17 protein-coding genes are annotated in these 17,003 nt (G+C 67.8%); 4 read left to right on the top strand and 13 right to left on the bottom strand.

Annotation, left to right across the window (positions count from 1 at the left end):
- Positions 1-124: 124 nt before the first annotated feature.
- The 8 genes from E5790_RS16090 to prmB all read right to left on the bottom strand — a co-directional run bounded on the left by E5790_RS16090 (position 125) and on the right by prmB (position 8,306).
- Positions 125-781 carry a phosphoribosylanthranilate isomerase gene (locus tag E5790_RS16090; RefSeq protein ID WP_014647887.1) on the bottom strand — a complete coding sequence of 219 codons (657 nt, stop codon included), beginning with the start codon at positions 779-781 and terminating at the stop codon, positions 125-127.
- Positions 778-1,548 (bottom strand): tRNA pseudouridine(38-40) synthase TruA, encoded by a 771-nt coding sequence (gene truA / locus E5790_RS16085; protein ID WP_014647888.1) that lies wholly within the window; start codon positions 1,546-1,548, stop codon positions 778-780. The genes E5790_RS16090 and truA overlap by 4 nt, the downstream gene beginning before the upstream one ends.
- A gap of 32 nt (positions 1,549-1,580) precedes the next feature.
- On the bottom strand, positions 1,581-1,943 hold the full coding sequence (locus E5790_RS16080) for a VOC family protein (protein ID WP_014647889.1): 363 nt from the start codon (positions 1,941-1,943) through the stop codon (positions 1,581-1,583).
- A 26-nt stretch (positions 1,944-1,969) separates the two neighbouring features.
- The gene (locus E5790_RS16075; RefSeq protein ID WP_111206979.1) at positions 1,970-3,982 is read right to left on the bottom strand and encodes a FimV/HubP family polar landmark protein; all 2,013 of its coding nucleotides are present in this window, start codon (positions 3,980-3,982) and stop codon (positions 1,970-1,972) included.
- A 145-nt stretch (positions 3,983-4,127) separates the two neighbouring features.
- A complete protein-coding gene (locus tag E5790_RS16070) occupies positions 4,128-5,156 on the bottom strand; it encodes an aspartate-semialdehyde dehydrogenase (RefSeq protein ID WP_014647891.1) in 1,029 nt (342 codons plus the stop codon).
- Between the two features lie 90 nt (positions 5,157-5,246).
- Entirely contained in the window at positions 5,247-6,284 is a 1,038-nt protein-coding gene (locus E5790_RS16065) for a D-glycerate dehydrogenase (RefSeq protein WP_041863663.1), read from the bottom strand.
- Positions 6,277-7,380, bottom strand: a complete 1,104-nt coding sequence (gene aroC / locus E5790_RS16060) for a chorismate synthase (RefSeq protein WP_014647893.1) — start codon at positions 7,378-7,380, stop codon at positions 6,277-6,279. The genes E5790_RS16065 and aroC overlap by 8 nt, the downstream gene beginning before the upstream one ends.
- A complete protein-coding gene (gene prmB / locus E5790_RS16055) occupies positions 7,377-8,306 on the bottom strand; it encodes a 50S ribosomal protein L3 N(5)-glutamine methyltransferase (RefSeq protein ID WP_111206978.1) in 930 nt (309 codons plus the stop codon). The genes aroC and prmB overlap by 4 nt, the downstream gene beginning before the upstream one ends.
- A 123-nt stretch (positions 8,307-8,429) precedes the next feature.
- On the opposite strand from prmB, the gene E5790_RS16050 reads away from it, so the two are divergent.
- Together E5790_RS16050 and asd are read left to right on the top strand one after the other, a co-directional pair.
- Entirely contained in the window at positions 8,430-9,080 is a 651-nt protein-coding gene (locus E5790_RS16050) for an SCO family protein (protein ID WP_014647895.1), read from the top strand.
- A complete protein-coding gene (gene asd / locus E5790_RS16045; RefSeq protein WP_111206977.1) occupies positions 9,077-9,919 on the top strand; it encodes an archaetidylserine decarboxylase in 843 nt (280 codons plus the stop codon). Before E5790_RS16050 ends, asd begins: the two co-directional genes overlap by 4 nt.
- A gap of 111 nt (positions 9,920-10,030) precedes the next feature.
- On the opposite strand, the gene E5790_RS16040 is transcribed toward asd, so the two are convergent.
- Together E5790_RS16040 and E5790_RS16035 are read right to left on the bottom strand one after the other, a co-directional pair.
- Positions 10,031-10,378: a ribonuclease E inhibitor RraB gene (locus E5790_RS16040; RefSeq protein ID WP_046431838.1), complete on the bottom strand. Its 348-nt coding sequence runs from the start codon at positions 10,376-10,378 to the stop codon at positions 10,031-10,033.
- A 23-nt stretch (positions 10,379-10,401) separates the two neighbouring features.
- Positions 10,402-12,012 (bottom strand): transglycosylase SLT domain-containing protein, encoded by a 1,611-nt coding sequence (locus E5790_RS16035; protein ID WP_014647898.1) that lies wholly within the window; start codon positions 12,010-12,012, stop codon positions 10,402-10,404.
- Positions 12,013-12,134: 122 nt separating this feature from the next.
- Here E5790_RS16035 and E5790_RS16030 point away from each other — a divergent pair, with 122 nt between their 5' ends.
- Complete coding sequence (locus E5790_RS16030) at positions 12,135-13,640, top strand: helicase HerA-like domain-containing protein (RefSeq protein ID WP_046431840.1); 1,506 nt, start codon at positions 12,135-12,137, stop codon at positions 13,638-13,640.
- Positions 13,641-13,765: 125 nt separating this feature from the next.
- A complete protein-coding gene (greB, locus tag E5790_RS16025) occupies positions 13,766-14,272 on the top strand; it encodes a transcription elongation factor GreB (protein ID WP_014647900.1) in 507 nt (168 codons plus the stop codon).
- Between the two features lie 87 nt (positions 14,273-14,359).
- Here greB and E5790_RS16020 read toward each other — a convergent pair whose 3' ends face one another.
- From E5790_RS16020 to E5790_RS16010, 3 genes are all read right to left on the bottom strand, one after another.
- Positions 14,360-15,184, bottom strand: coding sequence for a DUF3025 domain-containing protein (locus E5790_RS16020; RefSeq protein ID WP_111206020.1), 825 nt, complete (start codon positions 15,182-15,184; stop codon positions 14,360-14,362).
- Entirely contained in the window at positions 15,181-16,542 is a 1,362-nt protein-coding gene (gene rimO / locus E5790_RS16015) for a 30S ribosomal protein S12 methylthiotransferase RimO (protein WP_049407526.1), read from the bottom strand. Before rimO ends, E5790_RS16020 begins: the two co-directional genes overlap by 4 nt.
- A gap of 188 nt (positions 16,543-16,730) precedes the next feature.
- Entirely contained in the window at positions 16,731-16,946 is a 216-nt protein-coding gene (locus tag E5790_RS16010; RefSeq protein WP_069116148.1) for a hypothetical protein, read from the bottom strand.
- Positions 16,947-17,003: the final 57 nt, after the last annotated feature.

The raw sequence follows: 17,003 nt of genomic DNA, 5'->3' as shown, positions 1-17,003 counted from the left end.
GCGCCGCGCGCGTCCCGTCGATCCCCGCGCCAGCCCTCATGGCAGGCGCGCTTGGGACCATCCTATGTGAAGAATGCGTGCAGGCTCAAATCCAGGTCCAAATCACGGCAAATAATGACGCCACTCACTCGAGAACCGTGCAATCGGCGCGGCGCACTTCCTCGACGAAGGTGCGCATCTTGTAGCCGTCCTTGATGCCCGGCTCCAGTTCGATGCCACTGGAGACATCCACGCCCCACGGCAGGGTACCCAGCACCGCGTCGTAGACGTTTTCCGGGTTCAGGCCGCCGGCCAGCAGGAACGGGCGATGCAGGCCGGTCGGGATCCGGCCCCAGTCAAAGGCCACGCCGGTGCCGCCACCGCCACCCGGCGCGTGGCTGTCGAACAGGAAGCCGGCGGCGCTGGGATAGCGCAGCTGCAGGGTGCGGGCGTTGATCTCTTCACGGCCGCCCATGGCGATCGCCTTCAGGTACGGCATGTTGAAGCTGCGGCAGAAGCTCTCGTCTTCCTCGCCGTGGAACTGCAGCAGGGTCGGTCGTACCGTGCGCAGCACCTCGCGCACTTCTTCCTTGCTGTTGTTGCGGAACAGCGCCACCACGTCGACCATGGGCGCGATCGCCTGGCGCATCGCGCGTGCCTCGGCCGGAGCGACCCGGCGGCTGCTTTCACGGGCGAAGATGAAACCCACCGCGTCCACGCCCAGCTCACCGGCCAGGCGGACGTCGCCGGCCCGGGTCATGCCACAGAACTTGATGCGCGTGCGGTAGTAGGAGCGGCTCATAGCGTGACCTCGGCGGGCAGATGCCAGTTGTCGGGGTACAGGGGCCCAAGGAACACCAGGCCCTGCGGCGGTGCGGTGGGACCGGCTACGGTGCGATCGCGCCCGGCCAGCAGTTCGGCGATCCATTCCACCGGCTTCTCGCCACTGCCCACCAGGATCAGCGATCCGACGATATTGCGGACCATGTGATGAAGGAATGCATTGCCCTGCACGGCGACCTCGATCACCTCGCCCTGGCGGCTGACCTGCAGTGACTGCAGTTCACGCCGTGCATGCAGCGCCTGGCACTGCACCGAGCGGAACGCGCTGAAGTCGTTCTCGCCTAGCAGGGCCTGGCCGGCGGCATGCATCAGGCCCGCGTCCAGCGCACGGCGCTCCCAGCTGAGGGTCTGCCGCTGCAGCGCCGGCCGCACTTCGCGGTTGAGCAGGCGATAACGGTAACGGCGTGCCCGCGCCGAGAAGCGGGCGTGGAAATCATCGGCCACGGGCACGCACCAGCGCACCGCGATCGAGCGCGGCAGGCGGGTGGTGGTGCCCAGCATCCAGGCGCGCGGATCGCGCACCACGTCGGTGTCGAAATGCACGACCTGGCACTGGCCGTGCACGCCGGCATCGGTGCGACCGGCACAGACCACCTGCAGCGGCGCATCGGCCACCGACGACAGGGCCTGCTCAAGGCTGGCCTGCACGCTGGGACCACCCTCGCCCAGGTTCTGCCAGCCCCTGAAATCGCTGCCGTCGTACTCGACGCCAAGCGCGTAACGCATGTGCTACCTCGATGTTGCGGGAGGGGCGGCGCTCAGGCCGGATCGCGTTCGGACCAGACCGCCAGTTCGTTGCCACCGGGCTCGACGAACTGGAAGCGGCTGCCACCGGGGAAAGAAAACACCGGCCGTACGATCTCGCCGCCAGCGTCGCGCACCGCTGCCTCGATGGGCGCCAGCTGGTCGGCATACAGCACCAGCAGCGGCGCGCCGCTGTCACTGGCTCGTTGCGGCTGGCCGCGGAAGAAGCCACCCTGCAGGCGGCCATCGTCGAAGGCGGTGTAGTCGCTGCCATAGTCGACGAACGACCACCCGAACACCTTTTCGAAGAAGGCGCGGCTGTCGGCCGGGTCACTGGAGGCGAATTCAACGTAGTCGATACGGCGCTCGCGGCTCATGGCACGGTCCTTGTCGGCGGGTTCGGTCACGGCAGGCGGGCCAGCAGTTCGCGAGCCTGGGCCTGGCAGTGCAGGTCGCCGCCCTCGGCCACTTCCAGCAGCAACGTCCGTGCGGTCTGCGCATCGCCCAGGTCGAGGTAGGCGATGGCCAGTTCCAGGCGTTCCTGCCCGGCGCGCGGCGCCCAGCCGGCATCGCTGGCCGGCGCGGCAGTACCGTCTTCATGCGCGGCCGCGGCCAGCGCGTCGTGCGGCGCCGCGCTCGAATCCCCGCCGTCATGATGCTCGGCCGGCAGGTCGAACACGCCGCGGAACTGCGGCTGCTGTTCGGCGTGCAGCGCGTAGTCCGGTACTGCGATCTCGTCAGGGACCGCCTGCGCGGGCGGCTCATCCTGCACGGGGGTGTCCTGCATGGCCACCGGCTCGTCCCAGCGCGGCAGGTCGGTCACGGCCCCGGGCAGCTCCACCACTTCGTCATCGCGCAGCGTCTGCGCCTGCCAGTCAGTCTGGGCGGCGACGTCGGCGACCGCTTCGGCAGCCACGTCATCCTGCACCTCGGCTTCGGTCGCCCAGGCAGGCATCGCCGGTTCCTGGCGGCCACTGTCGGACACCGCCGTCGACCACGAAGACTGCTCGGCCAGCGTATCCAGCGCCGCGCCGGCCGGTACCGCAGCGGCCAGGCCGGCGGCGTCGCCTTCCTCGCGCAGCGGCGGCAGTGGCGACGGCTTGCGACGACGCAGCAGCCAGGCCGCGCCGGCCGCCAGCAACAGCACCGGCAGACCCAGCCAGTACCACGGCGTTGCCGCATCGCGGGCAGCCGGTGCCTGCGCCAGGCGCTGCTGCGCCGCGGCCAGGTCGTTGTCCTTCATCGCGATCAGCGACTGCTGCTGTTCCTTGAGTTTTTCCAGGTCGGCCACCCGCTGCTTCAGCTCGCCGATCTCGGCATCGCGGGTCGCGATGTCCTCGCGTGCCTGGCGCAGTTGTTCGTTGCCCAGCATGTCACCCTCGCTGCCGGCTGCAGTGCCGGTGGTTGTGCCCGCGTGCGCGGCGTCGGAGGCCAGCGCCGGAGCGATTTCAAGTCGTGCCCCAGTGGCCGCAGCCGGGGAAGAAGCGTTCGTGGTTCCCGCCGTGGCGACCGGGGCGACAGTACCCGCCGGTTGCGGCACGGTGCGCGCCTGACGCCACTGTGCGGCATGCTCGCGCACCAGCGCGGCGGCCTCGGCGGCATCGACCGCCGCCAGTGCATCGCTGCCGGGCATGCGCAGCACGGCGCCCTGCTTGAGCAGGTTGACGTTGCCACGGATGAAGGCCTCCGGGTTGGCCCGCAGCAGCGCAATCATTGCGCGGTCGCGGCTGACCTGGTTGCCGCGGGCCACCACGCTGGCGATCTGCGACAAGGTCTGCCCACGCTGGACAATAACGCTGCCATCGGCTGCCGGTGCGGCAGCGGGTGCAGCCACTGCACGCGGGCGAGCCGGTGCGGGTGCCGGCGTGGTGGCGGTGGACGGCGCAGGCGCGCTCACGCTCTCCGCGGCGGCGGGCGCCGGGGCGGCCTCACGGGCGATGGTGTTGGAGAGCGTACCTGCGGGTGCAACGATTTCCGGCTCGGCCACGGCCAGTGCGCTGGACGGTGCATCGACCAGCGCCGAGTACTCGCGCACCAGGCGGCCCTGGCCCCAGTCCGCCTCGATCAGGAAGCTCAGCGACGGGGTCTCGACCGGCGTCTGCGAGGTCACCCGCACCACTGCCCTGCCCTGCGCATTGCGGGTCAGTTCGAACTGCAGTTCGCCGACCAGCCCGGTCGGCCGCTGCAGGCCGACGCGCTCGAAGGTGACCGGTGAGGCCAACGCGACACGCAGGTTCTCCAGCTCGGACGGATCGGCCGAGACCACCGGGATTTCGGCCAGCAGGGGCTGGCCCGGCTTGGACAGGACACGGATGTCGCCCAAGCCCAGGGCAAGCGCCGAACTGCTGGCCAGGGCCAGCAGCGCGGTGGAAAGATAGAGGAGGGGGCGCTTTGCGCCCCTGGCCCGTTTATTCATGGCGACACTATAAAGCGTGCGGACCGCGGTCCGCACCCACCCATGGGGACCTTCGGTAGTGCCGGCCGCTGGCCAGCAGATACGCACGTGCCATCACGGCAATGCCGGCCAGCGGCCGGCACTACCGGTGAGGCAACCGCTGTGATCAGCGCTGCTCGGCGGCGACCAGCTCGGCCAGCTGCACGGCATTCAGGGCGGCGCCCTTGCGCACGTTGTCCGATACGATCCACAGGTTCAGGCCGCGCGGGTGCGACAGGTCCTCACGGATGCGGCCGACGTACACCGCGTCGGTGCCCGAGGCGTGGGTGACAGGGGTCGGGTAGCCACCGGCCTCGTGGCGGTCCACCACTTCGATGCCCGGCGACTGCTCCAGCAGCGCACGTGCTTCGGCCACGGTGACCTTGTCGCGGGTTTCGATCGCCACCGACTCGGAATGGCCGTAGAACACCGGCACGCGCACTGCGGTCGGGTTCACCAGGATGCTGTCGTCGCCGAGGATCTTGCGGGTCTCCCAGATCAGCTTCATTTCTTCCTTGGTGAAGCCGTTGTCCTGGAAATCGTCGATGTGCGGGATCAGGTTGAAGGCGATCTGCACCGGGAAGCGCTGCGGATCGATCTCCTGGAAGCTCAGCAGCTGGCCGGTCTGCTTGCCCAGCTCCTCGGTGGCCGAACGACCACCGCCGGACACCGACTGGTAGGTGGAGACGTTGATGCGCTCGATGCCGTACTTGCGGTGCAGCGGCGCCAGCGCCACCAGCATCTGCATGGTCGAGCAGTTCGGATTGGCGATGATGCCGCGCGGACGGTTGGCGACCTGTTCCGGGTTGACTTCGGACACCACCAGCGGCACGTCATCGTCGTAACGGAAGGCCGAGGAGTTGTCGATCACCACCGCACCTGCGGCGGCGAACTTCGGTGCGTATTCCTTGGACACGCTGCCACCGGCCGAGAACAGCGCGATCTCGACGCCGGCCGGATCGAAGGTGGCCAGGTCCTGGACCGTGACCTTCTGGCCGTTGAACTCGATCTCGCCACCGGCCGAACGCTCGGAGGCCAGGACGCTCAGGGTACCGACCGGGAAATCACGCTCGGCCAGGATCGACAACATGGTCTCGCCGACGGCGCCGGTGGCACCGACGACGGCGACGTGGAAACTGCGCTGTGCATTGCTCATGGGGGAACTCTCACGAAAACGGGAATGGGGAAAAACACGCACGACAGCTGGGTTCGGGGAACCTCCTCAAGCGGGGCGCGCGGAGGTTCCCTATCGTTTCCCGGTTTTTTTGCCCAGCGTCACGCGCGCGGCCATCGCCGCGTCAGCGTTGATCGCGCTCGGCATCCGCGACGGGCCGCCGTCCAGGCCGAGCCCGGCAAGCAGATTATCCACGGCCAGCTGTACCATCGCCGTGCGCGTGGCCAGCGAGGCGCTGCCGATATGCGGAGTGAGCACGACGTTGCGCAGCGCCAGCAGTTCCGGGCGTACCGTTGGCTCGCCTTCGTACACATCCAGACCCGCCGCAGCCAGGCGACCGTTGGCCAGCGCATCGGCCAGCGCGATCTCATCGACCAGGCCACCGCGGGCGATATTCACCAGCGTCGCCGACGGCTTCATCTTCGCCAGTGCGGCGGCATCGATCAGATGATGCGAGGCCGGCGTGTACGGCAGCACCAGCAGCAGGTGGTCGGACTGTGCCAGCAGCGTATCCAGGTCCACATAGGTCGCGCCCACTTCCGCCTCGGTCGCCGCCGGCAGCTGCGACCGGTTGTGGTACAGCACCTTCATGCCGAAACCGTGCGCGCCGCGACGGGCGATGCCCTGGCCGATGCGGCCCATGCCAAGGATGCCCAGCGTGCTGCCGTGGATATCGGCACCGAGCATGGTCTGGAACGACCACTGCTGCCACTGCCCTTCGCGCAGCCAGCGCTCGGACTCGGTGATGCGGCGCGCGGTGGCCATCAGCAGGGCGAAACCGAGATCGGCGGTGGTTTCGGTCAGGACGTCCGGTGTGTTGCTGGCCAGGATGCCGGCCGCGCTGAGCGCGTCGACGTCCAGGTTGTTGTAGCCCACCCCGACATTGGCGATCACCCGCAGCTGCGCGGCGCCGGCCACCTGGGCCGCGCCGATGCGCTCGTTGAGCGTGATGATCGCGCCGTCGGCGCTGGCCAGTTGTCCGGCGATCTGGTCCGGGGCCCAGGCGGTGACGGTGTCGGTGCTGCGCAGCTGCACGCGATCGCGCAGCGGCGCGATGGCCGCGTCGATCAGCGGCTGGCTCACCCACACGGTCGGCCGCGTGTCAGCCATCGATCTGCCCGGGAATGCGCGGGGTGATCGTGCCCACATCGCCGCACTGCGCGCGGTGACGCAGCGCCTGGTCCATCAGCACCATCGCTACCATCGCCTCGGCGATCGGGGTGGCGCGGATGCCGACGCAGGGGTCGTGGCGGCCGGTGGTGACCACCTCGACCACGTTGCCGGACGTATCCAGCGACGGGCCCGGCAGGCGCAGGCTGGAGGTCGGCTTCAACGCGATCGAGGCGACCACCGGCTGGCCGGTGGAAATGCCACCGAGGATGCCACCCGCATGATTGCTGGCGAAGCCCTGCGGGGTCAGCAGGTCGCGGTGTTCGGTGCCCTTCTGCGCGGCGCTGGCGAAACCGTCGCCGATCTCCACGCCCTTCACTGCGTTGATGCTCATCAGCGCGGCAGCCAGTTCACCGTCGAGTTTGCCGTAGATCGGCTCACCCCAGCCCGGCGGCACATTGTCGGCGACCACGTCCACGCGCGCGCCGACCGAATCTCCGGACTTGCGCAGCGCGTCCATGTACGCCTCCAGTTCGGGCACCTGTGCAGCGTGCGGCCAGAAGAACGGGTTGTCTTCCACCGCCGACCAGTCGAAACCGGCCGGGGTGATGTCGCCCAGCTGCGACAGGTAGCCACGCACGGTGACGCCGAAGCGCTCGGCCAGCCACTTCTTGGCGACCACGCCAGCGGCCACGCGCATGGTGGTCTCGCGTGCCGAGGAACGGCCGCCACCGCGCGGGTCGCGGATGCCGTACTTGTGCCAGTAGCTGTAGTCGGCATGGCCCGGCCGGAACTGCTGGCCGATGTTGGCGTAATCCTTGCTGCGCTGGTCGGTGTTGCGGATCAGCAGCGCGATCGGGGTGCCGGTGGTCAGGCCCTCGTACACGCCGGACAGGATCTCGACCTCGTCGGCCTCGCGCCGCGCCGAAGTATGCCGGCTCTTGCCGGTGGCGCGGCGCTGCAGGTCGTGGGCGAATTCGGCCGCGTCCAGCGCCAGCCCCGGCGGGCAGCCATCGATCACGCAGCCGATGGCCGGCCCGTGCGACTCGCCGAACGTGGTGACGGTGAACAGCTTGCCGAACGAATTGGAGCTCACGGGCGCTGCGCCGCCAGTTCGGTGATGCGTGCGCTGTGGGCGATCAGCTCGCGGCATTCAACCGCGAAGATACCCATCTGGCCGACCTTGAATTCGATCCAGGCGAAATCGACTTCCGGCAGCAGCTTGACCAGATGCTGCTCGGATTCGCCCACTTCACAGATCAGCAGGCCATCCTCGCTCAGGTGCAGCGGGGCATCGCGCAGGATCTTCAGCACCAGGTCCAGGCCGTCGTCGCCGGCACGCAGGCCCATCTCCGGCTCGTAGGAGTATTCCTGCGGCAGGGCATCGGTCTCGTCGTTGGTGACGTATGGCGGATTGGTGACGATCAGGTCGTAGTGGCGGCCGGACAGGCCGTGGAACAGGTCCGACTTGATCAGGGTGACGTTGTGCGCCTGCAGGCGCTCCTTGTTTTCTTCGGCCAGCGACAGTGCATCGTCGCTCAGGTCGACGCCGTCCACCTGCCAGTTCGGGTAGTAGTGGCCCATGGCGATGGCGATGCAGCCCGAACCGGTGCACAGGTCCAGTGCACGGTACACGTCGCGGCCGGCCAGCCACGGCTCGAAGCCGCATTCGATCAGTTCGGCGATCGGCGAGCGCGGTACCAGGGCGCGCTTGTCGCTCTTGAAGCTCAATCCTGCAAACCAGGCCTCACCGGTCAGGTAGGCGGCCGGGATGCGTTCATCGATGCGGCGCTGGAACAGCTCCAGCACGCGCAGCTTTTCGGCCTGCAGCAGGCGCGCCTGGCCGTAGGCCGGGCCGAGGTCGTGCGGCAGGTGCAGGCTGTGCAGCACCAGCTGGGTGGCCTCGTCCAGCGCGTTGTCGTAGCTGTGCCCGAAGGTCAGCCCGGCTTCGTTGAAACGGCTGGTGCCGTAGCGGATCAGATCGATGATCGTGTGGAGTTCGGCGGCCGTTTCAGCGGTCATGGCGGTACTGCGGGCAAAGTGGCCCCCGATTATAGGGGCTGGCGCCCGTGGCGGCATCCGTTGCGGCGGAAACGATTCGGGCCACAGCCGGTATGATGGGGCCCACTTCGCGCGGGAGCCCCCATGTTCAATCGCAACGCCGGCATCATCCTGCTGATCGCCCTGGCGGCGGGTCTCGGCCTGCTGGCCGCCCAGCAGGTGTTCGCGCCGAAGCCGCCGGCCAATGCCCCGGCCACCGAAGCGATCACGCTGTACCCGCAGCCGCGCGAACTGCCTGACTTCAACCTGGCCCAGTCCGACGGCACCCGCCTGATCCCGGGCGAACTGAAGGGCCACTGGACCCTGGTGTTCCTGGGCTTCACCTTCTGCCCGGACGTCTGCCCGACCACGCTGGCCGCGCTGGCCGGCGCGCAGAACCAGTGGGAAGCCCTGCCCGACAGCCTGCGCCCACGCGTGCTGTTCATCTCGGTCGACCCCGACCGCGACAGCGCCACCCGGCTGGGCGAGTACGTGCACGGCTTCCACAAGGACACCCTGGCCGCCACCGCTGACGTTCCCTCGCTGGAGCGCTTCGCCACCTCGTTGGGCTTCGTGTTCCAGAAGGTGCCGGGCAAGCATTTCGACGAGAACCCCGAGGATTACACCGTCGAGCATTCGGCCAGCCTGGCCGTGCTCGACCCGCAGGGCCGCCTTGCCGGCCTGGTACGCCCCCCGTTCAACGCGCCGGCGATCGCCCGCGACCTGCAGAAGCTGACCGAGAAAACCGCCCCATGAGCCTCACCACCGCCCTGACGTATGCCCTGCCCCACCGCCTGCTGTCCTCGATGGCGCGTTCGCTGGCGTACTCGGACGATCCGCGCGTGTCGCGCTGGCTGATCGACACGGTCACCCGCAAGTTCAACGTCAACCTGGACGAAGCGGCCAACCCGGACCCGCGCAGCTATTCGACCTTCAACCAGTTCTTCACCCGTGCGCTGAAGCCGGGCGCACGCGTGGCCGATGCCGATCCGCGCAGCCTGGTGATGCCGGCCGACGGCCGCATCAGCCAGCTCGGCAGGATCGAGGCCGGCCGCATTTTCCAGGCCAAGGGCCAGTCGTTCACCGCCGCCGAACTGCTGGGCGGCGACGAGGATGCCAAGCCGTACAACGACGGCCTGTACGCCACCGTGTACCTGTCCCCGCGCGACTACCACCGCGTGCACATGCCCTGGACCGGCACCCTGCGTGAAACCGTGCACGTGCCAGGGCGCCTGTTCAGTGTCGGCCCGGCGGCCGTCAACGGCGTACCGCGCCTGTTCGCACGCAACGAACGCCTGGTCTGCCATTTCGATACCAGCTTCGGCCCGATGGTCAGCGTGATGGTCGGTGCACTGCTGGTGTCCGGCGTGGAAACCGTGTGGAGCGGCGAGGAGATTCCGCACTACGGCGACCGCATCACCCGCAAGGACTACCGCGGCCAGGGCATCAGGCTGGAGCGCTTCGCCGAGATGGCACGCTTCAACTACGGCTCGACCGTGATCGTGCTGCTGCCGCCGGGCGTGGCCGAATTCGCCCCGCAGCTGGGCGCCGAAAGCCCGGTACAGCTGGGCCAGGCCCTGGCGAAGCTGCGCTGATAAAAAGGGGACGGAGGGGATTAAGTCGTTTATGCATAAACGACTTAATCCCCTCCGTCCCCTTTTCCACAACGGGATGCCGGCCAGCGGCCGGCACTACCGGTACGCGCGTTACTGCAGGGCCGGGGCCGGGCCGACGTCCATGCCGTCGTAGTCTTCCACGCCCTTCTCCGCGGCCAGCGCTGCGAATTCCTGGTTGCGACGGTCCAGCGAGGCTTCGTCGTGGATCTCCACGCGCTCCACATGCAGCACGTGGAACGGCGCGTCACCCTCTTCCGGATCTTGTTCGAACAGTTCCACGAAGGTGTAGCCCTGCGCCTGCAGGTGCTCTGCCAGTGCCTGCAACGGCTCAGCAGTGGAGTGCACGAAGAAGTACCCCCACAGCAACGGGCCGTTGATGTCCCAGTCGGTGTTTTCGCGGAGGTTGGCGAACAGGTTGCGGGTGTCTTCGAGATCCATGCGGGTTCCAGGGGTCGGGGGAATTACTTGTCGCAGCCCTGCAGCTTCAGCGTCTGGCCGTGACGCAGGCTGTAGGCCGGGGCCTTCAGGCCGTTGGCGCGGGCCAGGGTCGGCACGTCGCACTGGAACTTCGCCGCGATGGCGCCCAGGGTCTCGCCCTTGCCCACCTTGTGGCTGCGCACCGGCTTCGGGCGCGCGGCCGGCGCCGGGCGAGGCGTCGCCACCGCCGCCACCGGCGTGGTCGGCACACTGGTGGAGGCCGCAGCGTCGGCCACCGGCACCACGCCGCCCACGGCGACGCTGCCGGTGTAGCTGGCCGCGGTCGGGCGCTTGATCGCCGCGTTCAGATCGGCGGTGATCAGGGTGCGGGCCAGGTCGGCACGCGGGCCACTGACGCAGTTGCGCTGGTACAGCCCGGCGATGCGGGTGGTGGCGTTGATCAGGGTGCCGGCCGGAATCCAGCCATCGGCTTCATAGCGCGGGTTGAGGTTGCGCAGCGCGCGCATGTAGCCATCACGGGTGCCGTGGCTGCCCAGGCAGATGGTCAGTTCATAGATGGTGGTGGACTTGGCCAGGCGCAGCGTGGCCGGCTGCGCGCTGATCTTCGGGAACTCCACGCCATACTGCTGCGGGTGCAGGAAGATCCAGGCCGCGGCAATCACCATCGGCACATAGTCCTTGGTCTCGCCCGGGAACTGGTTGTAGACACTGTCGGTCCAGAAGCTCTGGCCGGCGCTCTGCTTGAACACGCGTGCGGCACGGCCTTCGCCACCGTTGTAGGCGGCCACCGACATTTCCACGTTGTTGTTCAGTTCGCGCAGGCGTTCGTTGAGGTAGCTGGCGCTGGCCTCGGCGGCGCTGCGCGCATCGAAGCGCGTGTCGAAGCCGGTGCCATCCGGGCCGAGGCCGAAGCGACGGCCAGTGGCCGGCATGAACTGCATCAGGCCGGCGGCGCCGGCACGCGAGGAAGCGTGCACGCGGCCGTTGGATTCCTTGGCCATGATGCCGAACAGCAGCGCCTCGGGCAGGCCACGCTTCTCCCACTCCGGCCACATCACCGCGCGCAGGTTCTGGTAGTTCTCGTAGCTGGTCAGCAGCGCAGGACGCATGTCGGTCAGCCAGCGACGGATGCCGGCCTGCACCGCCGGGTTGTACTCGACCATGCTGTCGAAGGCGTGCCGCTTGTCGTTCAGCAGCGCGGCAGCGCGCGCGGCCTCGGGCACATCCGCGGTCAGCGGGCCGATGTGATCCGGGTCGGCTTCCAGGCGGTCACCCCCCTCGTCGGCCACGTCATCGCTGGCAGCGGCATCGGCGTCGTGCTTGAGCAGGCGCTTGTAGCTGGCCAGCAGGGTGCCCATCTGGCAGCCCTTCTGCTTCACGCAGTCGTTGAGGACATCTTCCATGTCCTCCAGCGCGGCGTCGGCCTCGTTGCTGCCCTTGGGGTCGGCATTGGCGACCAGCAGCAGGGCGTCGCTGTAGCGCTTTTCGGCGACGGTCATGCGCTGCTGCAGCGCATCCACCTTCACCTTGTCCCGGGCCGAAACCCGCTGCGCATGGGCGTCGGGCGCCAGGGAAACCAGGCCGGCCAGGGCCAGCAGCGGCCAACCGCGGGAAATCAGGACAGGAACGGGCATTGATGGCACTGTGTGCGAAACAGGCAGGCAGAGTAGCGGCGCCGCCAAGGTCCGGGCAAGCCGACCTTCGGACCGTCACTGCCGGCGGTTAACATTGGGCTATTCATCACAAGGGCTGGACCATGGATCCGATTCTGCTCGGCAAAGGCATTACCGACGATATTGCCGTCACCCTGCTGCCGAAACTCGGCAACCGCCACGGCCTGGTGGCCGGCGCCACCGGTACCGGCAAGACCGTGACCCTGATGACGCTGGCCGAGGGCTTCTCGCGACTGGGCGTGCCGGTGTTCCTGGCCGATGTGAAGGGCGATGTCTCCGGCCTGGCCGTGCCCGGCAGCGGCGCCGAGAACCTGCTCCAGCGTGCCGCCGAGATCGGCGTGGCCGACTATGCGCCGGCCGCCAGCCCCACCCTCTTCTGGGACCTGTACGGCAAGCTGGGCCACCCGGTGCGCACCACCGTCAGCGAAATGGGCCCGACCCTGCTGGCGCGCATCCTCGAGTTGAACGACACCCAGTCCGGCGTGCTCGACATCGTGTTCAAGCTGGCCGACGACCGCGGCCTGCTGCTGCTGGACATGGACGACCTGCGCGCCCTGCTCGGCCTCGTCGCCGAGGAGCGCAAGGACATCTCCACCGAGTACGGCCTGGTCAGCGCGCAGTCGATCGCCGCGATCCAGCGTTCGGTGCTGCGCCTGGCGCAGGACGGTGGCGAGCACTTCTTCGGCGAACCTGCGCTGGAGCTGGCCGACATCATGCGCGTCAACCACGACGGCCGCGGCATGATCGGCATCCTCGCCGCCGACCAGCTGGTACTCAAGCCCAAGCTGTACTCCACCTTCCTGCTGTGGCTGCTGTCGGAGCTGTTCGAGCAGCTGCCGGAAGTGGGCGACCTGGACAAGCCGAAGCTGGTCTTCATCTTCGACGAGGCACACCTGCTGTTCGACGATGCGCCGCCATCGCTGGTGCAGCGCATCGAGCAGGTGGTGCGCCTGATCCGCTCCAAGGGCGTGGGCGTGTATTTCTGCTCGCAGTTCCCCGACGACGTGCCAGGCAACATCCTCGGCCAGCTCGGCAACCGCGTGCAGCACGCACTGCGCGCGTTCACCCCGCGCGACCAGAAGGCGGTGAAGACCGCGGCCGAAACCTTCGTGCCGAACCCGAAGCTGGACGTGGCCAAGGTACTGAGCCAGCTCGGCACTGGTGAGGCCCTGGTCTCCACGCTGCAGGACAAGGGCATCCCGATGCCGGTGCAGCAGACCATGATCGCGCCGCCACGCTGCCGGATGGGGCCGATCACCGAAGCCGAACGCGCCCAGGTGCGTGCCGGCAGCCCGGTCGGCAGTCGCTACGACACCGCGATCAACCGCGAATCGGCCGCCGAACTGCTGGCCCAGCGTGCACAGAAGACTGTCGAACAGGCGCAGGCGCCGGCCGCGCGCAGCCGCGAGCAGGACGAAGCGCAGGAAGGCGGTTTCGGCCAGGCGATCAAGGATGCGATCTTCGGCACCAAGCGCCGCCAGGGCATGATCGAGACGATGGCCAAGCAGACCACGCGCACCGTCGGCACCAAGCTGGGCAACCAGATCGTGCGCGGCATCCTGGGTGGCATCTTCGGCGGAAAGCGTTGATCTGCCACGGCCGGGGTCAGAGCCCTTTCCGCTGGAAAGGGATCTGACCCCAGGGTCGGATCCCCCCGCCAGGGAGGGCTCCGACCCCGCTCCCCGTTCGTCATCCAGAAAAGAAGTCGTATTGCATGTCGCGTTGGCGTCCCCCCGCAGAAAAAAGCACGGCCCTGATCACCGCCTCCGGGCATGCCCGGCTGAAGGCCGAACTGGATGAGCTGTGGCGTGTGCGCCGCCCGGAGGTGGTGAAGGCACTGGCCGCGGCCGCCGCGGAAGGTGACCGCTCCGAGAACGCCGAATACACCTATCGCAAGAAGCAGCTGGGCGAGATCGATCGTCGCGTGCGCTACCTGACCAAGCGGCTGGAATCACTGCGCGTGGTCGACACCACGCCGACCGACCCGCTGGCGGTGTTCTTCGGCGCATGGGTGGAACTGGAGAATGTGGACAGTGGCGAGACCAGCCGCTATCGCATTGTCGGGCCGGATGAGACCGATGCCGGGCTGGGCTGGATCAGCATCGATTCGCCGTTGGCGCGGGCGCTGCTGAAGAAGCGACTGGATGACGAATTCTCGGTGGAGCTGCCCGGCGGGCAGTTCACCTTTGCGGTGATCGGGGTGGAGTACGCGCCGTTGTAGAGTCGAGTCATGCCCGACCTCGCTGCCGTTGTAGAGCCGAGCCCATGCTCGGCTGATGGGCAAACGCAGCCGAGCATGGGCTCGGCTCTACAACGGCGGCGGGTATGTGCGCCCTGCGCGCAACGGGCGGAAATACCCGGCATTGCGATAGAAGGCGGAATCCTGCACGCCGTGCCAGCCAGGAACACCGGCCAACGGCAGGGGCCGCAGCTGCAGCGGATCGGTCACTGCCCTGCCTTCGGCAATGGCCGCAGTCACCGCGTCGACGCAGGCAGCATCGGCATCCCCCTGCACCACCACGCACTTGCCCACCAGCAATCGCCCCGGCAGCAGTGCCTGTTCCATCAACGCGTGCCCGAATACCGTGGCAATGGCGATGTCACCGCTCTGCCAGCGCGTTGGCTCGAACAACGCAGGCCAGTCATGCCCATCCCACGCGCGCAGCAACGTGACATCATCCACACGCACGATCACGCCGGTTTCGTCGAACTGGGTCAAGGCGGCCTGCGCGCGGTTGCGCTGGCCGGGTGGCATGGCTTCGATATGCCGGCACTGCTGCACGTTGAGTGCCCGCTTGAGCTTTGGGTGGGAGGCCCACACCAGCGCGTTGAACAGGTCGTGCCAGTTGTCGGCACGGGTGGCGATGCGCCCCTGCGCGATGCGGGCCTCGTAGTGCAGGCCATCGGCCAGCAACGCGGCATCCTGTTCGACCAGCTGCCAACCCGGCAGGGACAGGCGTGCGTCAAGCGCCGCGATGGACGGCCAGTGGGAGCCAACCAGCAGATCACGGAAATCCTGCAGCCCGGCAAACAGCGGCTGCGCGAACACCTGCGGATCGATCGCCGCACGTGGCGGCGGTACGAAGCGCCGGACGCCGCCCCCGTCATTGGCGGCGGTCGTCGCTGCGGTCACAGCATCTTGAGGTCGAATGCCGGGCGGGTAGCGGCGGGCAGCGCGTCACCGTACAGGTCGTGCTCGTCGCTCTCGGTGATTTCCACGTCGACGAATTCGCCCACGCGCAGCGGCACCTGGTCGGCGTTCTGGATGTGCACCAGTCCGTCGATCTCCGGCGCATCGGCCCTGGAACGGGCCACGGCGATATCGCCTTCGATGGCGTCGACCAGGCACTGCTGCACGGTGCCGATCTTGGCCTCCAGGCGTGCGGCGGAGATCTGCGCCTGCTTCTCCATGAAGCGGGCCAGACGCTCCTGCTTCACTTCCTCCGGCACAGCATCGGGCAGATCGTTGGCGGTGGCCCCCTCGACCGGCGAATAGGCGAACGCGCCCACGCGATCCAGCTGCGCTTCGTCGAGGAACGACAGCAGTTCTTCGAACTCGGACTCGGTCTCGCCCGGGAAGCCGACGATGAAGGTCGAACGCACGGTGATGTCCGGCGCGATACGGCGCCAGTTCTGCACGCGCTCCAGGGTCTTCTCGACCGCACCGGGGCGCTTCATCAGGCGCAGGATGCGCGGACTCGCATGCTGGAACGGGATGTCCAGGTACGGCAGGATGCGGTTCTCGGCCATCAGCGGCACCACTTCGTCCACGTGCGGATACGGGTAGACGTAGTGCATGCGCACCCACGCATCCAGCTCGGACAGGCCTTCGCACAGCGCCTTCAGGCGGGTCTGGTAGGCCTTGTCGCGCCACATCTTCTCGGCGTACTTCACGTCCACGCCGTAGGCCGAGGTGTCCTGCGAAACCACCAGCAGCTCACGCACGCCACCACGCACCAGGCGCTCGGCTTCGCGCAGCACCTCATCCACCGGGCGCGAGACCAGCTTGCCGCGCATCGACGGAATGATGCAGAAGCTGCACTTGTGGTTGCAGCCTTCGGAAATCTTCAGGTAGGCGTAATGGCGCGGGGTCAGCTTGATGCCGTAGTCGGGCACCAGATCCACGAACGGATCGTGCTTGGGCGGCAGTGCTTCATGCACCGCTTCCATCACGCTCTGGTAATCCTGCGGGCCGGACACCGCCAGCACGTTGGGGTACGCCTCGCGGATCTGCTCAGGGCGCTTGCCCAGGCAGCCGGTGACGATGACCTTGCCGTTCTGGTTCATCGCCTCGCCAATGGCATCCAGCGACTCGGTCACCGCCGAATCGATGAAGCCACAGGTGTTGACCACCACCACGTCGGCCGAATCGTAGGACGGGACGATGTCGTAGCCTTCCGAGCGGAGCTGGGTGAGGATGCGCTCGGAATCGACGAGGGCCTTCGGGCAGCCAAGGCTGACGAAGCCGACTTTGGGGTTCAGCTGGGACATGGAATCGCGGGACTCTGGGGGCCTGGGCCCCTGCCGGCATGGCAGGGGTTCCTGGGGGCCGGGGCCTGAAAGGGCGCCAGTATACCGGGCTTCGGGCCAGCGCCCTGAATCGCCGCTGCCGCCTGCGGCGCCTGGCCCGTGAAGGGTCAGTACCCGGTCATATCCAGCACCACTGCAACCGCCCGGTCTCAGCCAGCGGCTGTTTCAATGGGCAGCGCTTCTTCCACCTCGATCGCCTCGAACCGGTACAGTGCCCCGAACTTCAAGGCATACGCATCCAGCGGCGATACCGGGATCACCATCTGCGGAAGAAGGTTCTCGCCCTCCGGCCGGAAATGCAGATTGACCACCCCCGACTGCTCCACTGCGCGGGTCAGCAGGACAAGACGTGCGTTGAACTTCATGTTGGATCTCCAAAAAAAGGGCCGCATCCACCGGCGGCCCGAACGGTTTTCATGCAG

It is taken from the genome of Stenotrophomonas sp. PAMC25021, assembly GCF_004795795.1.
Classification (GTDB): domain Bacteria; phylum Pseudomonadota; class Gammaproteobacteria; order Xanthomonadales; family Xanthomonadaceae; genus Stenotrophomonas; species Stenotrophomonas muris.
The sequence above is the reverse complement of the archived record's forward strand: the minus strand, read 5'-3'. Positions and strand labels throughout refer to the sequence as shown.

Excerpts from the sequence above, each read along its gene's own strand:
- E5790_RS16070 (WP_014647891.1), bottom strand. The coding sequence starts at position 5,156 with ATGAGCAATGCACAGCGCAGTTTCCACGTCGCCGTCGTCGGTGCCACC.
- E5790_RS16040 (WP_046431838.1), bottom strand. The coding sequence starts at position 10,378 with ATGGATCTCGAAGACACCCGCAACCTGTTCGCCAACCTCCGCGAAAAC.
- rimO (WP_049407526.1), bottom strand. The coding sequence starts at position 16,542 with ATGTCCCAGCTGAACCCCAAAGTCGGCTTCGTCAGCCTTGGCTGCCCG.
- E5790_RS16050 (WP_014647895.1), top strand. The coding sequence starts at position 8,430 with ATGTTCAATCGCAACGCCGGCATCATCCTGCTGATCGCCCTGGCGGCG.
- E5790_RS16010 (WP_069116148.1), bottom strand. The coding sequence starts at position 16,946 with ATGAAGTTCAACGCACGTCTTGTCCTGCTGACCCGCGCAGTGGAGCAG.
- E5790_RS16035 (WP_014647898.1), bottom strand. The coding sequence starts at position 12,012 with ATGCCCGTTCCTGTCCTGATTTCCCGCGGTTGGCCGCTGCTGGCCCTG.
- truA (WP_014647888.1), bottom strand. The coding sequence starts at position 1,548 with ATGCGTTACGCGCTTGGCGTCGAGTACGACGGCAGCGATTTCAGGGGC.
- E5790_RS16065 (WP_041863663.1), bottom strand. The coding sequence starts at position 6,284 with ATGGCTGACACGCGGCCGACCGTGTGGGTGAGCCAGCCGCTGATCGAC.
- greB (WP_014647900.1), top strand. The coding sequence starts at position 13,766 with ATGTCGCGTTGGCGTCCCCCCGCAGAAAAAAGCACGGCCCTGATCACC.
- asd (WP_111206977.1), top strand. The coding sequence starts at position 9,077 with ATGAGCCTCACCACCGCCCTGACGTATGCCCTGCCCCACCGCCTGCTG.
- E5790_RS16075 (WP_111206979.1), bottom strand. The coding sequence starts at position 3,982 with ATGAATAAACGGGCCAGGGGCGCAAAGCGCCCCCTCCTCTATCTTTCC.
- prmB (WP_111206978.1), bottom strand. The coding sequence starts at position 8,306 with ATGACCGCTGAAACGGCCGCCGAACTCCACACGATCATCGATCTGATC.
- E5790_RS16090 (WP_014647887.1), bottom strand. The coding sequence starts at position 781 with ATGAGCCGCTCCTACTACCGCACGCGCATCAAGTTCTGTGGCATGACC.
- E5790_RS16030 (WP_046431840.1), top strand. The coding sequence starts at position 12,135 with ATGGATCCGATTCTGCTCGGCAAAGGCATTACCGACGATATTGCCGTC.
- E5790_RS16080 (WP_014647889.1), bottom strand. The coding sequence starts at position 1,943 with ATGAGCCGCGAGCGCCGTATCGACTACGTTGAATTCGCCTCCAGTGAC.